Here is a 17377-nt window from a genome sequence, read left to right as displayed (position 1 = left end):
TTCTGCCGGAATCTGGCTGGGAAGCAGCATAAACTGCGCACGGCTGTAAAGTTTCTGCCGGATTTTGGTGCGTAGACGACCTTTATTTTACACCGCTGTAAAGTTTCTGCCGGAATCTGGCTGGGAAGCGGCATAAACTGCGCACGTGTGTAAAGTTTCTGCCGGATTTTCTTTCTGACGCGACGACCTGTTTGAGTGCTGCACAGTATATATAGCAGCACGGCATATAGCGACGAAGCACACAGTATATATAGACGAATCATATAGCAGCATGGCATATAGTGACGAATCTCACACAGAATACAGCAGCGAAGTACACAGCACATAGAGCGTATACAAGCACTGCATATACCAGCACAGTATATAGCGGTGCGATGCATGCGCTATAACAACATGTAGTACTTTGTGTTGGGAAAGTGGTCGGTTTTTAGACACGCCGAAGACGCGATTTCGTCGTTTTGGCGTCGGAAATTATTCATTATAAATGCGTTTTACAGTAGATTTTTTAGCGATATTCGTGAATTATAGAAATTTTTTATATGCACGAATATAACACGTGTTTTGCTTGAAATCATTCATGGGGGGGGGGTATAAATATTAGAGGCTTTTCAGCAACCATGCTTGCATATAGGGCATACAGATATGTTATACTGACTACCTGTGGTTAGCTCTGTCTATGGCATTTGCAGTAGTATGCGTACAAGGTTTTAGTACGCTAAGCATTGGCATCGTATGCAGGTTGAGTACGTGAAGTCTTAAAGATTAGAGAGTTGGAATTTGGGATATACTGCGGCTTGTGCGGCGGTTGAGGACCAGGAAGGCGAGAAAATGTTACCAGCAAAGTTCCGTGGATTCGCATCACGCGTGGGTCGTCTTGCGTCGCGCGCTTTGGTCTGGCGTAAGACCAGCGCTAACGACGCCGTTCATACTTCCAGCACCGCAGTTATTTCTTCCACCAATGCCAGTACTTTCGGCACCGCCAGCACTTCTTTCGACAATGCAGTCATTTCCGGCACCACAGCCACTTCCAGCAACGTCACCATCGCTCCGCACCGCTCACCCAGCCCACACTCTTCGTCGCGCGCTCTTCGCAATGCTCGTATCAGCCGCCACCATAGTAACCATGCTCATAGTGCCGCCGGCACATAATGCGAAAGCTGATCAGGCTTGGTGGGATAAATCAGGTAACGGTTTTTTCACTCATAATGGTTATTGGGTTGGTGACGCTCAGAGAGATATTGATCTTTCATATCCTGAAATAGAGACTGTTAATGATAATGGTCGTATCAGGAGAAAGATAACTTGGAAAGTAACTTTTAATGCCAATAGCTTAGCACTTAAAAGAATGGGCTCATCGCAATTCGCTGCTGAAAATATTGGAAATCAGAAATCTGATGGTCAGGCTTGGGATGGTAGAAGCTACATCTACGTATATCTTCCGAGGGGTATTGATGACTCTAGTGTTCATGTTTATCGTGAATATACAAAACGAAGTTTATTGCCTGGTCAAACTAATTTTAACTGGTCGTTACAGGGAGATGAGAAGAATCCAGGAGAATTTAATGCAGGTTGGACCAGATGGACATATACTTACGCTGATGGTCCGAAATTTCAGCATGATTGGGATTTGTCTTTAGGAAACCTTGGACGAGGTAAAGATCCGAAGGATCAATTTAAAGATCAATTTGATACTTGTGAAGTTAAAAAATGGAAAGAACACGGAGATTTTTCTCGTGTGTTGATTTCTCGAGAGAACGGTGATACCGTAACTGCGTATCGATGGACAGTTTCTGCTTATCTTGATGATTCTGTAACTGTTCCAGAAAACCTTCCATTCATTGCAGGATTTAGATCGGATGATAGTGATAAGCACAAGTTTGCGATCATGGGTCCTTATGATACAGATGGCGATGGTTTCCCTGATTTATGGGAGCACGCTCATAACACGAATCCTGATTCTTGGGATGAACTACGGTATCCAGAGCCGAAAGGTGCGTTTGGTAGATTCGATGACGGCAAAGATTATAACGCTGTTTATGGTAAACCTTATTCGCAAAAACCATTTATGTATACCGGTAAGTGGGTTGGTGATTCTGTAAAAGGTCATTTCGAATACAATAAGGATAAAAATCCGAAGCCTACAAACCCTAAGGACTATAAAACAGAAGATATACCACAAAATGGCATAGCATATGTGTTTACTAATCAAAAACTACCTGACGGAGTCCGGCGTGTGTGGAGTAGTAACAATATGCAGGATGGTGATGTATACCTCAATGAATTCACTGGTGAGGTCATATACAAACCTAGGAAGCAGGATGCGGGTAAGACTGTAACCTTTAATATAGGTATAAATTATCCTGATCCATCTTTCTATAACTGCAAGAAATCACAGGTTAGTGTATCTAAAAAGGTCGTTTTCAAAGTTAAGAAGATGTCGCAGTTGTACAACCCAGTGTATGTAACAAAGGATATGTATGCTGGTACTCAGGATTTTTCTGATAGACCTACCAGTGATGGATCGTATGGATCTATAAAGGGTCCTTTACCTGAAGGTACTACTTTTGTAATAGGAAAGTACAATCATGGAATAGATCCTTTATCGTGGTCTGCAATTCAACCACAAGATACTAAGACTGGTTCTGTATATTTTTACCCTAACAAGTGGCTTACTGCAAGCAAGCCAAATGATCCTTATAAGACACCAGTAATAGTTACATATCCTGATGGATCAAAATCTACAGATGAAGATTCTATTACTAAAGGTAATCCTGTTTATGCGAAGGTAAATTTAAAGCGTCATGATCCTGGTACTGGTGACTTGCACCTCCATATTGCTAGGAACCAAAATGGTCAAGAGATTAACTACAACAATGGATTCGTATTCCGCAAGAATCGTGATGTTAATCCACAGCCATGGATAGATTCTTGGTCAGTGCAGGAGCCTGGCGATATTAAGATTCGCTCTGTGTGTGCTGATACTACAAGTCCTACGAATATTAAGTTTTATCTTGACGGTATTAATGGAATAACAATAAATGGCGAAAAACCGTGGCCTCATGCTACTGATGAGGAACAGGAAAAGTGTCGAAATGGTCAGGGTTGTGTAGCAAACAAATTATTTGATAGCACTGGCAATACCATGGAGCGTACGCGTGGTAGTATCACCGGAAAGCCAGTAAAGACTGGTAATTATCAGTGCACTGTATATGCTTTGAAGCCTAAGGCTTTGAAGAAATTTGAGGATGCTGAGAAAAAGAATAAGAATATTGGAAAGGAAGAAGGTTCTTCTACTAATATCATTAGTTCGGATACCTTCAGTGGGTTAAGAGAAGGCATTGACTATACATCTAGGACTGTGCCAATTAAGGTTCACTCTGACGCGCATTATTATAACCCTAAATACGATAAGATATATGTGAAGGCTGGTAATTCTAAACAATCGGCTGCTCCAGTAAGCCATCGTGGTTCTAACGGCGTGAAGGGCGACGACAAGAGTCAAAATGATCTTGTTGATGAAGGCACAAGGTTGCCAAAAGGCACTTGGTTTGAGTTAAGAGGGTATCCTAACGATAAAAATAAAGTTCGTGACTGGTTTAAGTTTGATGGTAAGCAAAGTAACAAGAAATCAGGAGAGAACAAGCCTGAAGATGCTACTTCCGAAGAGATGTATGGCAAAGTCACTTTTTCTCCAAACAAGATTGTTAAGATTAACGAAGAATATTACGCTCCTGTAATCGTGCATTATCCGGACGGTTCCACTTCTGAAGATCCGGATTCTGGTAATCTTGGCAAACCTGTATACGCTCCAGTGGAAGTAACTAATCAAGATATTCAAAAAAATGATTTAAAACTCAATGTTTATTCCCAACATGGTGGCGGAAGGAAAATTGAGGACAACGATAAAAGCGGTATGCGTTTCCGTAAAGGTGATACTTTAGGCGACAAGCCTAGCGATACGTATAAGCCAATGTTCTTTGACTCCTGGTCGAGTGCTAAGCAGGGAAAAATTTACCAGCGCATGCTTTGCTACAAAAAGAATCCACAAACTGGTAAACCTGAACCTAAAAGCTATGAGGTTGATGGTGTTAATGGTCTGAAACTTGCTGGTCGAAAAGGCAATATTGAAGGCGGTGAGTTTACCGATAAGAATCCATCTCAGTGGACGCGAGCTAATGAACAGCAGAGGAAAGAGTGTAAAGCCAATGATAGTAAGTGCGATCGTAATAAATATCTTTATGGTAATGAACGTGATACTACAGAGCGCACGTGGGGCTGGCTGTACGGCAAGGTAAAAGAAAATGGCGACTTTGTGTGCACTGTGTACGCTATTAAAGACCTTGAGGGTAAAGGTAATGCGCATGGTGCTTTGCAAACTAAGTTTGATAATGCTGTAAAGGAGTTTGTAAAGAACCCTGGTGACCGCAAGTTTGAAGATGTTATCAGTAAGTCAGTCTTAACGGATAAGCAGGGTAGTCAAGATCATCCTGAATATGCCACTCAAAGGCACATCGATTGGGACTCTGTGAAATTCCCAATTCACGTGCACTCGGACGCGCACTACTACAACCCTAAGTATGAGCCTATAACTATGGAGGCTGGTACCAAACAAGCCACTGGGCTGCCTCAAAGCAAGAAGAATGCTAACGGTGCTGATAAGTCGCAAGACGATGTGAAAGAAGGCGACTTGCCGGACGGCACTTGGTTTGAAAAGAATGGTTTAAGTTATGCATTCTTTGAGGATGGTCAAGACAATAAAGCTGACTCTGGTGATTCAGCTAAAAATGGCACGGGTCAGTTTGGTAAGGTTACGTTCCGACCGCACAGGTGGTTCCCTGTTGCTCCTGACCAAACGCAGGTTATAGTGCATTATCCGGACGGTTCTAAATCAACAGATTCAGATTCTGGAAACAACGGCAAGCCTATTTATGCGAGTGTGAAGGTTACTCGATCACATGATGAGACTCCTGATAATTTGCACTTGAATGTTGGCGATAAAGAAGGTAGTGGCAACTGGTCTAATACTACAATCAAACTCACTAAGGGCGAGGAGTTAAGTGCTTCTAAACAGACGACTCGTTGGCTTGATTCTTGGTCCGTGTATAAGCCTGGAAAAATCAATTTGCGCACAATCTGCTATAAGATCAATTCAGACGGCACTAAGTCTCACTACCAGTCGGGCGGTATTGCCGGCATTACGATGCAGGAAGTTAAAATTTGGGAGCATACAGAGAATGCGCAACAGCAGAAAGACTGCGAGAAGGATAGCAGACAGTGCCACCCTGATAGGCAGCTGTATGACGATTACATTACGAATGGTAACTCACGCGACACAACTGAGCGTACTCGTGGATGGATTAAAGGCAAGGCTAACGAATCTGGTGACTACGAGTGCGTAGTGTATGCGATTAAGCAAAAGCAGTTTAAGGACGATACCAATAATTTGCTTGATAGATTCGATGCAGCTGTAGCAAAACTCAACAAAGATGCAAGTAAGAATAACACTGATCCGTTGCAAAACTTCAAGTGGAAACTTGATGGTGATAACGGCAGCAAAAACGCGGTTGAAGGCATTGACTATGCGAAGCGCCCAATACCAATTAAGATTCACAACGAAAACCACTTCTACAACCCGAAGTACGTTGATGTGAACGTTACGGCTGGTCAAAAGGTTGAGAATGCTGTGCCTCAAAGCGTTAAGAGCGCTAACGGTGCGGATAAATACCAGGATGCTGTGAAGGCTGGCGCGCTGCCGGATGGCACTTGGTTTGAGTTTAAGGATTCTGCGAACGGCTTTGAGGTAAATGATTACGGTACTAAGGGCAAGAGTGTGTCTTTAGACTGGTCGTATTGGGCTTCCGCTGCTGGTAACACCGGTGAGCAAAGCAATAAGCCTGACGATCCTACCAAACAAAAGAGTGGCAAGCACAGTGCCAAGGATGACGGTACACGTTACGGCAAAGTGACATTCCATCCAGATCAATCTGTTGCTCCTAAAGCGTACTTGAAAGAGATTGTCATCCATTACCCGGATGGCTCCACTTCGGACGACCTGGATTCTGGTAACAACGGCAAGCCTGTGTATGCGAAAGTTACAGTTGGAGGTTTGGGCGGTGGCGCCGACAGGGATCTTAAGATGACATTGCTCAGATCTCAAGACGCTGATTCTACTGACACGCTTGGTGGTGGTAATTCTCTTACTGTTATGAGCGGCACGAGTCTTACTAAGAACCCGTATGTGCTCGCGTGGAGCTTGAAGGATCGTAGCAATATTTCATTGCGCATGATGTGCACTAAGCAAGGCGAGAATAAGTGGAACCGCGGACTTGACGATACCCTCAATATGCACTTGAACCAGAATTACGGCGAAGATGTGAAGCCGTGGGCTTTTGCAAGTGCCGAGCAGCGAAAGTCTTGCAGTGAGAACAGTAATAATTGCATGGCTAACTTGTTGTATGGCTTCACGAAGGGGCGGCAGGAAAGCATAGAAAGCGCTGTGTCTCGCAGTGAAGACGATATTGCTGGCGTGCCTCAAAAGGCTGGAAAGTACACGTGTGCTGTGTTTGCGTTGAAGCCAAAAGCACTGACTGTGTTTAATAGCCTTATTGATGGGAATAATTATTCGTCTACGAATATGCAAACGACTCAGCTTAGCGGCGTAACTGTTGGAAAAGACTGGAACAGAATTGCTGTTGACGTGAACGTGATAGATCCGCCTAAATTCGCGCTGCCAAAGACCGGCGGAGTGAACTGGAACGTGCTGCTTGGTGCGTTTGCTGTGATTGGCACGGGCGTGATGGCGGCTGGGTTCTTCCTTGAACAAACCAAGTGGGGGCGCGCGATGCTTGATGCGTTGCTGCGTAAGACACTGATTAAAGATTTTATCTGCAAAACTGCCAAAAAGCTTCGCGCTTTAAGGCGACGTAGCGAAAGGTGGCGATGCTGATGAAAACATTTGCACGCAATCCTGCTAGCCGGCTAGTCGCAAGACGTAACTGACTCGCAAGCTTGCAGTGCGATTCTCGCTAAAACTTGTTGCGCAATGCGACGCGCGCAAACAGTGGCTAGATCACTGAATGCGGCACGCGTACGGAATGTGGCTCTCACTCGCAAGTTGTGGGAACCTCTGCATGTGGGAACCTCTGAATGTGGGAACACTCGCAAAACGCAACACAAAATAAAACAATAAACGTATTTTCCTCAAAACCTGCCCACAAGGGCACTGATATAAAGGAGAAGAAAGTGAATAAATTCACTAAACAATGCGTGGCGGCATTCGCCTCGCTCGCAATGGCTGGCACGCTGTGCGTCGCCGGCGCCGTGGTGGCAAACAACGTGGCATTTGCTAATGGTAATGAGCAAACAGCTGCTAAGCCAGCACCATGGTCTGATGATGGTAAGAAGCTGACTGGTTCTATCACCATTTATAAGAAGGATGATACTACTAATAGTGGTATTAAAGGCGCTGAGTTTACCATTGTGAAAGTTACTACTATTAAGGCTAGTAAAGATGATACTAATGGTCTTAGTGTTGATTTAACTACTAGAGATGGTTGGACTAAGCTTGCTGAGAAAGTAAAGCAGCTTAATACAAGTCCTCTTGATGAAAATAAGCTTACGACAGTTCCTGTAACTGGTGGTACTCAGACTACTGATGGTAGTGGTGATGCTAAGTTTAGTAATCTCACTTTGGGCTTGTATTTGGTGAAGGAAACAAAACTTCCTAAGGGTTATTCGTCTGATGTTGTTCCGTTCTTCATGACTGTTCCAGAGATTACTCGTGAAGGCAAAGCTACTAACAACACGTATACTTATGATGTTCAAGTAACGCCTAAGAACCATAACGTGAGTAATGCTATTTCTAAGACTGCTGATACTAAGAACATGGTTGGTGTTGGTGATGTTTTGCCATACACGATTGATGCTACGCCAAACAAGACTAAGGCAACCAATCTTAAAGATGGTAAAGCTACGGATCTTACTGCTGATGATCTTAAGCAGTACGCGATCTTCGATGACGCTTTGACTACTGCATATGAAAAAGTTGACGCAAGTACTGTTACTGAAGTTAAGGTTGATGGCGTAAAAGATGCTCTTACCAAGGGTGCTAGCGCAACTGATACTACCAAAGATTACTATGTGACTGCAGTACAAACTCCGGGCGATAATACTCGTACTCGTATTTCTGTTGTGTTCCTGCCAGAAGGTCTTAAAAAGATTGTTGCAGAGCTGAATAAAGTTACTGGTAATAATCAGCCGAAGGTTCATGTAACTTTTAATTTCAAGATTGCTGCAACTGTTCCTACTGGTAATGGTGAGAACATGCTTATGAACAAGTATGGTTTCGTTCCTGGCGGTAAGGATGGTGAAAATCATAATCCAATCGTGCCTGAGACTCATACTGATACTGAGTTCCGTAAGTTCCACATCTTCAAGCACGACGGAACTGATAATACTGTCAAGCTTAAGGATGCAAAGTTCAAGGTGTTTGCTGGAGCTAACGGTACGGCTTCTGATTCTAAGGCTCTTGCAGTAGCACAGAAGTGCGCTGATGACCCTACTGCTGGTAACTGCTCAGCTGCTCTTAAAGGCTTTGGCGAGAAGTCTACTGACGCTAACGGTGTAACTGAGGACTACGTCGCTAAGGTTGGTCAGAAGTTCTACATTGTTGAGACTGCTGCTCCTGACAAGTATGCTCGTTCCACCAAGGTTTATGAAGTAACTTTGGAATCTGCTGCTAAGGGTACTGCTGCTCAGGCTGTTGACATTCCTAACGTCCCAACCAAGGATGGTGGCTTCTGGTTCAACCTTCCAAAGACCGGTGCTGCAGGCGTAATCATCTTCGCAGTTATCGGCATGTGCTTCGTTGGTTCCGGATTCTTTGTGTACATGCGTCGTCGCAAGAAGGAAGAGGAGCAGGCTAAGCTCCGCGCTTAGTTAATCCCTTTCTTTAAGCATTAACGAAAATGGGGAGTCGGGCGCGCGTTAACTAACGCTTTCCCGGCTCCTTTTATTAGTGGAGGAATCATGAAGCTAGCTGATTTTGCAGAGTCTGCTCGCGCGCTATTTAAACGGCTGACTCATATGCGCGCTAATAAGTCCTCCAAAAGTGCGCAAGATTCCGCAAGCTCTGAAATCACTGCATCTTCCGAAAATACTGAATCTGCGCAATCTACATCATCGCAAGAGCAGTCTTCCCTAAAACCAATGTCCCCACTTCGCAAGCTGGCTGAGCCGATTGCGCTTGTTGCTATTGGCATTTTGTGTTTCAGCTATCCTGTGGTTTCTACTTTGGTCAACAATCATGCTGCCAAGGAACTCTCAATCGAGTACGACAAATTAAATAAGGAAAAGCCTAAAGAAAATCGCGCGGAAATTTTGCGAAAAGCGCGTGAATACAACGCTCGCCACAAAGCAATTATTAGCGCGGACCCGTATAACGGCAATAACGATTACATGGACACTCCCGAGTATAAAGAGTACGAAAAAGTGCTTAGCGAGCCGATGGGGATTATGGGCATCGTGAAAATACCAAAAATTGGCGTGAGGCTGCCGATTTACCACGGGACTACTCAAGATACTCTCGCAATGGGCGCGGGGCATTTGTACGGCACGGATTTGCCGGTGGGTGGCAAAAGCAGGCACACGGTTGTGACGGCGCATACGGGTATGCCGGATGCCACGATGTTTGACGATTTAAACACGCTGAAAAAAGGCGACTACTTCTATTTTGATGTGCAAGGAAAGACTCTTCGGTACAGAGTGTTTCGCATAAATGTGGTGGAGCCGAACGATATTCGTTTGCTGCGGCGCGAGAAGGGTCGCGATTTGGCGACGCTGATTACGTGCACGCCGTATGGAATTAACACGCACAGGCTGCTCGTGACGGGGTATCGCGTGCTGCCGGATCCTGCTAACGTGCCGGGTGACCATATGCAGTGGCCGTTGTGGATGACGCTGTTTGTGATATCGATGGTGATGTCTGCGGTGTTGATGGCGATGATGCTGATTGCGTCGTTGCGAAAGAAGAATGGTGTGAGTAGTGTGCAAGGCAGGCATTTGCTGGCGGTTTCGCGCAAAATGCTGCGTAATTTACGGCGCAAGTAGCGCGACGACCTGCCTGAGCGCAAATCGTCGTGTGCTTGCGTGGTTTTTGGCTGGCGGGTTTCTTGTGTGGCTGTGATTGTCGTGAATTTCTTTTGCTGTGGAGCGAGTTTTTGGGGATTTCTCTCCTCGCAAGTTCCCGTCCTTCGTCGCTCTGGCTGTTAAAGACGATTATTGTGTTCGCCTTTCTTTAAAGAATGTTGCTTCCTCAGTCCTCTTTTATTGCTCGTAAAGAAATCCCCCAAACTCTGCGTGTTTAATCGTTAATAACCGTGCTCATCGCAGAGATTTTTCGATTTTTCTTCTTCGCTTGGCGAATCAGCAGCCTGCGGCTCTGACGTTCGCCGCGCTCAGTGCGAAAAATCTCAAATCTCACCGCACGAATATTTGTTCCGACCAAGCAACACCCACCCTCACTACTAGTAAAACCGCTAGTGTTTTGTGGTACGGTAGGAGTGCCTGGTGTAGTGTGTGCAACAGCACGGACGCTAGTGTTCTTTAAGCAATAAATACTCAACGTCTGCAGAGCATTGATGCAAAGCTTCTTTACTCGTCAGATTGTGCTTTCTTAAGATAATAAAGAAAGCACAATCGTGTGCGCGCTTGCGCGTAAAGCCCACTGGGCTTTACGCATTATGCAAGCGCTACCGCATTAGTGTATCGAGAAGCGCACTGTGCTGCTTCTCGATACTCTAATGCGACACGCCGGCTTGCGTACGCTCTCATTCTGAGTATAGTAGTTACTCGGTTCGCGAAACGAGCCAAGATAACCAACGCCCCTTTAGCTCAGTTGGTTAGAGCAGCTGACTCTTAATCAGCGTGTCCAGGGTTCGAATCCCTGAGGGGGCACAAGCAAAACCCAAGCTTCACCGCTTGGGTTTTTTCGTATCTAATCCCTCCGTCACGCATATGCAGCAGCGCGCGTTTGTCCTTCTTTGCAGTCAAGCTGGAAACATGACCTCGTCAAATATGATGCCGCAATTATTCCAGGATGATGCCCATCTTGAACAGCCGCAACCGTCGCAACAACCGCTGCTAAATTTAGCACAGTCGCAGCTAACAGTAGAGCAGCAGCCGCAACCGCTTACTCCGCAGCAAGCTCAGCCGCGCCAGCTTCCTTTGAAAGCCGCCGACACGACTGCCGAAAATCCATGGCCTGTTGCTGTTTTAAGCCAAAAGTTCCACAGTGCAGTAGAACGCTGGCCAGCAGCGTGGATTGAGGGTCAAATCGTCGAAATTAACATGCGCCGCGCCTCTTCCGGTTACATCACTCTTCGCGACAGCAACGAAGAAGTGTCGATTTCCGTAATGGGCTTCAGCAATTTCGTGCAGCAAGCGCGCGATCTTCGCCAGGGTGACCGCGTAGTCGTTCACGGCAAGGCGGATATTTGGGTAAAAGCCACGCGTTTAAGCTTCGTTGCGGACGAAATCCGCCGCGTCGGTGCCGGCGACTTAAAAGCGCAAATTGACGAGTTGCGAAAAAAGCTTAAAGGCGAAGGCCTGTTTGACGCTGAAAATAAGGTGCCGCTGCCGGAATTTCCTAAGTGCATCGGCCTCGTGTGTGCGCCTCAGGCTCGCGCAGAGGGCGATGTTATTACTAACGTGAATTTGCGCTGGCCTGTTACGCGCTTCAAAGTTGTTCACGCGCATGTGCAGGGCGTGCAGTGCCCGGCGGATATTATTGCCGCAATTAAGCAGCTCGACGCGGATCCAGAGGTTGATGTTATTATCGTTGCCCGCGGCGGCGGCAGCTTTGAGGATTTGATTGGTTTTTCGGACGAGGGTGTGGTTCGTGCCACTGCTGCGTGCGTGACGCCGATTGTGTCTGCAATCGGTCACGAGGACGATTGGACACTGATTGATTTGGCTGCAGACATGCGCGCTTCGACTCCTACGGATGCTGCAAAGCGCGTTGTTCCGGACGTGCGCGAGCAGTGGCAGCTTATTGATAACGCGTTGCAAACTATGCGCATGCGAATTTCTGCGCGCGTTGACAATGAGATTCGCCTCGTTGAAGGTTATGCGAATCGCCCGAGCCTTACGCGCCCGAGCACTATGCTTGAGCCGCACGAGCGCTTGGTTGAGCAGGCTGTTGAGCGAATGCGTCACGGTTTGGTGCGACTTCTTGACGACGCGAGTTTGACTGTTGAGAAAGCACACGCGAGCTTGACTGCGTTAAGTCCGCAATCGACTTTAAATCGCGGGTACGCTGTTGTGCAGCTCAGTGGTGGGCGAGTGCTTGACGACGCGGCTTTAGCGAAAGTTGGCGACGATATGACAGTTACGCTTAAAAGCGGTGTGGTTCTTGGTAAGGTGACTGGAACAAAGTCGACTGCTACGAAAGCTACTGCTTCCATAAAGTCAAGTAAAAAGTCAAGTAAGTAATTTTTTAGATATTTTAGATATTTATTTAGATACAACGAAAGGTTAGATATGAGCGAGAAAGTAACGAAAAAAGCGGAAGAAGTAGCGGCAGAAAGTAACGAAAGTGCAGAATTTGCAAGCACTCTTACGAAAGAAGAGCGCGCTGCGATTGAGGCGATGCCGTACGAAGAAGCTCGCGAAAAGCTGGTTCAGGCGGTTCAGGCGTTGGAAGCTGGCGGTTTGACGCTCGACCAGTCCATGCGTCAGTGGGAGATTGGCGAGGCGTTGGCAAAGCGCGCGCAGGGTTTGCTTGCCACAGTTCGCGCCAAGTTGGATGCGGCGCAGGCGGAGCAGTCGGCGACGGCGGCTACGGCTGGTACGCAATCGAATCTTGAGGATTAAGCGCGCAAACGACTTTTTCTCTACGCGGCTGTAAAGTTTCTGCCGTTTTTTGCCGGTTTCCCGACCGAAACTTTACTCCGCTGTAAAGTTTCTGCCGCTTTGTCGCCTTAATCCGACCGAAACTTTACACGTCTGCGCAGTTTCTGCTGCTTTATCGCGCGAAAACGACCTTTTCTTTACACTTGCGTAAAGTTTTTGCCGTTTTTTGCTGCGTAGCCGACTTTTTCTTTACGCGCCTGTAAAGTTTCTGCCGCTTCGATCAGTCGCGTAGCCTAAATTGTTGCTCGCATAATTGTGCGCGAATCATGCCATAGTGTATAATTGCCATTTGTTGCCTCGGTAGCTCAGTGGATAGAGCACCACTCTCCTAAAGTGGGTGTCGTCAGTTCGATTCTGATCCGGGGCACTTTTATTACTTGTTTGCTTTTGCTATATCTCTTAGAACAAGTTGGACTGTTTTAGTATCTCCATCTTCTAGTGCAATAGCAAGATATTCATCAATTGCTTCCTGTGTGTCTAAGTATTTACTTGCGTCAAACGTTGAAAAACTAACCTTGTCCATCTTATTGTTCCTCGCGTAATTGTCCTGTCAATTTATATTAGCAAAGTTGCTAATGTTAGGGGATAGTGTTAGATTGTTTCTAACTTAAGCGATGATCCGTTATCGGCGGGGAGTTTTCGGAAGAACGGCGAGTGTTCGTAAGATTCTCGCTTATTAGAACCGACGGGGTTGGCCCGTACAGCCAAACACGAGAGGCTATAAGAATAGTTCGATTGCGTTATGTACTTGCGTTATGTACTTGCGTCGCATATTCGCATTACGTAACTTACGTAACCTACGTAACTTGCGTTACGTAATCATCTTATAGCAAGCGAGGTGGTACCGCGGCAATAACTGTCGTCCTCGCAGGGAAATATTCACCCTGTTGAGCGAGGAGAGCACAGTGAGCGAATCCACTAATCCAGCAGCAAACGCGTCCGAAAATACGTCCGAAAATACTTCCGAAAATACGTCCGTAAATCACGTATATCCAAAGGTAACTGTTTCTGCATCAACGCAAGAAAACGCCGGCGCGCAAGTTGCACCAAATCCTTCCTTCCCAAAGCTTGAAGAGTCAGTTCTCCAATACTGGGATGCAAACAACACTTTCCGCAAGTCAATCGAATACCGCCCGTCCGGCAAGGGTAGCCAAAACGAGTTCGTGTTCTTCGACGGCCCTCCATTCGCAAACGGTCTTCCTCACTACGGCCACCTGCTCACAGGCTACGCAAAAGACGTCGTTCCGCGCTATCAGACTATGCGCGGTCGCAAAGTAAACCGCGTTTTTGGTTGGGATACTCACGGTCTTCCTGCAGAGTTAGAAGCGCAGAAGGAACTCGGCATCGAGTCAGTTGAGCAAATCGAAAAAATGGGCATCGCAAAGTTCAACGATGCTTGCCGTGCCAGCGTTTTGAAGTATACGAACGAGTGGCAAAACTACGTGCATCGTCAGGCTCGCTGGGTTGATTTCGAGCGCGGCTACAAGACGCTGAACATTCCATACATGGAATCCGTAATGTGGGCATTTAAGCAGCTTTATGATAAGGGCTTGGCTTACAAGGGTTACCGCGTGCTTCCGTACTGCCCGAAGGACCAAACTCCACTTTCAGCGCACGAGCTTCGCATGGATGCAGACGTTTACCAGAATCGTCAGGACACCACCGTTTCCGTCGCTGTTAAGCTTCGCGACGAAGCCGACGCTTATGCAGTCTTCTGGACTACTACTCCTTGGACTGTGCCAACCAACTTCGCAATCGTAGTCGGCGCAGACATCGACTACGTGGAAGTTCGCCCAACTGAAGGCAAGTTCGCAGGTAAAAAGTTCTACATCGGTAAGCCTTTGCTCGGCTCCTACACTAAGGAACTTGGCGAAAATTACGAAGTTGTGCGCGAACTTAAGGGCGCGCAGATGGCTGGTTGGCGCTACTACCCAGTATTCCCATACTTTGCAAGCGATTCTGCGCTCGCAGAAGGCGGCACTCCTGGTCCTAACGCTTTTACGATTTTCACTGCAGATTATGTTGACACCGCTGAAGGTACTGGTCTCGTTCACCAGGCTCCTTACGGCGAGGACGATATGAACACGCTTAACGCGCACGAAATTCGCAGCGTTGACGTGCTCGACGCAGGCTGCAAGTTTACAAGCGACTGCCCAGATTACGAAGGCTTGTACGTTTTCGACGCGAACTTGCCAATTTTGCGTAACTTGCGTGCAGGAGACGGTCCGCTTGCTCAAATGCCGGAAGATCAGCGCGCGTTGCTATTCCAAGAAAAAAGCTACGTGCACAGCTATCCTCATTGCTGGCGTTGCGCAACTCCGCTTATTTATAAGCCTGTTTCTAGCTGGTTTGTGTCTGTTACGAAGATTAAGAAGCGCTTGCTTGAGCTTAATCAGGAGATTAATTGGATTCCTGGAAACGTTAAGGACGGCCAGTTTGGTAAGTGGCTTTCTAACGCGCGCGACTGGTCGATTAGCCGTAACCGCTTCTGGGGCTCGCCAATTCCAGTGTGGGTGAGTGACGATCCAAAGTATCCTCGCGTAGACGTGTACGGCTCTTTGGAAGAACTTAAGGCTGATTTTGGCGACTATCCGCGCGACGACGACGGCAATGTGAATATGCACCGCCCGTATATCGATCGCCTTACTCGTCCAAATCCAGATGATCCTACCGGAAAGTCGCAAATGCACCGTATTACGGACGTTCTCGACTGCTGGTTTGAGTCCGGTTCCATGCCTTTCGCGCAATTCCATTATCCGTTTGAAAATAAGGAATTCTTCGAAGAGCACTTCCCATGCGATTACATCGTTGAATACATTGGTCAGACTCGCGGTTGGTTCTACACACTTCACATTATGGCTACGGCTCTATTCGACCGCCCGGCTTATAAGAACGTGATTTGCCACGGCATTGTGCTTGGTTCCGACGGTCAGAAGATGAGTAAGCATTTGCGTAATTACCCGGATGTGAACGGCGTTTTCAACGAGTACGGTTCGGACGCAATGCGCTGGTTCCTCATGTCTTCGCCAATTTTGCGCGGTGGCAATTTGATTGTGACTGCAGACGGCATTAGGGATACTGTTCGTCAGGTTATGCTTCCAGTTTGGAGCTCGTATTACTTCTTCACGCTGTATGCGAACGCTGCAAACGGTGGTAAGGGTTACGATGCTCGTCGCCTTCGCGCGGACGAGGTTGCAGGACTTTGCAATATGGATCGCTACTTGCTTGCTCGCACGCGTTTGCTTGTTGAGCGCGTAGAAAAGTGCTTGAACGAGTTTGCGATTAGCGATGCTTGTGCTGCAGTTGGCGATTTTATTGACGTGCTTACGAATTGGTATATTCGCGGCAGCCGTGACCGCTTCTGGAATGAAGACGAGACTGCTTTCAACACGCTTTACACTGTGTTGGAAGTGTTCATGCGCACGATTGCTCCTCTTGCTCCTATGGAAGCTGAGGCTGTGTGGCGCGGTCTTACAGGCGGCGAATCCGTGCATTTGGCTGATTGGCCTTATTTGGTTGAGCCTGAGACTCTTTCGGATGGTGAGCCAAATCCTAAGGCTGGCGAAGTCACTGAGCTTGGCGCTGTTCTTGCGCACGACGATGCTTTGGTTGCTGCTATGGATAAGGTTCGCGAGGTTGTGTCTTCTGCGCTTTCGTTGCGTAAGGCAGAACAGTTGCGTGTGCGCCAGCCGTTAGCAAACTTGACTGTTGTTGCAGAAAATACTGCCGCTGTTGAGCCTTACGAGCAGGTTCTTGAGCGTGAGCTTAACGTGAAGAATGTTACATTCTGCACTTTGCAGGATGCAAGCGAACACGGTTTGAAGATTGTTCACGAGCTTAAGGTGAACGCGCGCGCGGCTGGTCCTCGTTTGGGTAAGCAAGTGCAGTTTGCTATTAAGTCTTCTAAGAGTGGTGATTGGCATGTTGACGGCTCTGGCGCTCCTGTTGTTCAGACTCCAAACGGCGAAGTTGCGCTTGTTGAGGGCGAGTATGAGCTTGTGAATCGCGTTGAATCTTCGGATGCTCAAGCGGCTCAAAATACGGCTTCTGCTGCAATGCCAACTGGCGGTTTCGTTATGCTCGACACTGCTTTGACTAGCGATTTGCTTGCTGAAGGTTATGCTCGCGATGCTATTCGCGCTGTTCAGGATGCTCGTAAGGAGAACGGTTTGGATATTAGTGACCGAATCGCTTTGACTTTGAGCGTGCCAGCTTCGGACGTTGCTAAAGTTGAGCAGTTCCGCGATTTGATTGCGGAGGAGACTTTGGCTACGAGCTTCGAGGTTGTTGAGGCTGATTCTAGCGCAACTGGTCTTAGCGTAACTGTTAAGCGCGCGTAAAACACAACTAACAGCTAGCTAACTAAACAAAACGTGCCGGTGTATTTCAATAATACGTCGGCACGTTTTTGTTATTGCTGCGCTATATATGTTGAGGCTCGCCATTACGATAGTAAGCGTTTTTAGGA

7 protein-coding genes and 2 tRNA genes are annotated in these 17377 nt (G+C 47.0%); 8 read left to right on the top strand and 1 reads right to left on the bottom strand.

The window, feature by feature from the left end; genetic code table 11:
• Positions 1-1123: 1123 nt before the first annotated feature.
• From HXT29_RS03720 to HXT29_RS03690, 7 genes are all read left to right on the top strand, one after another.
• Complete coding sequence (locus HXT29_RS03720) at positions 1124-6946, top strand: Rib/alpha-like domain-containing protein (protein ID WP_422118287.1); 5823 nt, start codon at positions 1124-1126, stop codon at positions 6944-6946.
• 296 nt (positions 6947-7242) lie between these two features.
• On the top strand, positions 7243-8937 hold the full coding sequence (locus tag HXT29_RS03715; RefSeq protein ID WP_422118286.1) for a SpaH/EbpB family LPXTG-anchored major pilin: 1695 nt from the start codon (positions 7243-7245) through the stop codon (positions 8935-8937).
• 90 nt (positions 8938-9027) lie between these two features.
• Positions 9028-10107, top strand: coding sequence for a class C sortase (locus tag HXT29_RS03710; RefSeq protein WP_422118285.1), 1080 nt, complete (start codon positions 9028-9030; stop codon positions 10105-10107).
• A 772-nt stretch (positions 10108-10879) separates the two neighbouring features.
• Positions 10880-10953: transfer RNA gene (locus HXT29_RS03705), tRNA-Lys, on the top strand.
• A gap of 120 nt (positions 10954-11073) precedes the next feature.
• Positions 11074-12489 carry an exodeoxyribonuclease VII large subunit gene (gene xseA / locus HXT29_RS03700; protein WP_422118465.1) on the top strand — a complete coding sequence of 472 codons (1416 nt, stop codon included), beginning with the start codon at positions 11074-11076 and terminating at the stop codon, positions 12487-12489.
• 48 nt (positions 12490-12537) lie between these two features.
• Complete coding sequence (locus HXT29_RS03695) at positions 12538-12870, top strand: exodeoxyribonuclease VII small subunit (protein ID WP_415683393.1); 333 nt, start codon at positions 12538-12540, stop codon at positions 12868-12870.
• A gap of 333 nt (positions 12871-13203) precedes the next feature.
• Positions 13204-13276: transfer RNA gene (locus tag HXT29_RS03690), tRNA-Arg, on the top strand.
• A gap of 6 nt (positions 13277-13282) precedes the next feature.
• Here the strand turns inward: HXT29_RS03690 and HXT29_RS03685 are convergent.
• Positions 13283-13432, bottom strand: coding sequence for a DNA-binding protein (locus HXT29_RS03685; protein WP_004105159.1), 150 nt, complete (start codon positions 13430-13432; stop codon positions 13283-13285).
• 382 nt (positions 13433-13814) lie between these two features.
• Here HXT29_RS03685 and ileS point away from each other — a divergent pair, with 382 nt between their 5' ends.
• On the top strand, positions 13815-17249 hold the full coding sequence (ileS, locus tag HXT29_RS03680) for a mupirocin-resistant isoleucine--tRNA ligase (RefSeq protein WP_422118284.1): 3435 nt from the start codon (positions 13815-13817) through the stop codon (positions 17247-17249).
• Positions 17250-17377 lie beyond the last annotated feature (128 nt).

The organism is Gardnerella sp. DNF00550 (assembly GCF_049262685.1).
Lineage (GTDB): Bacteria > Actinomycetota > Actinomycetes > Actinomycetales > Bifidobacteriaceae > Bifidobacterium > Bifidobacterium leopoldii.
This window is presented reverse-complemented; position numbering and strand designations above follow the sequence as displayed.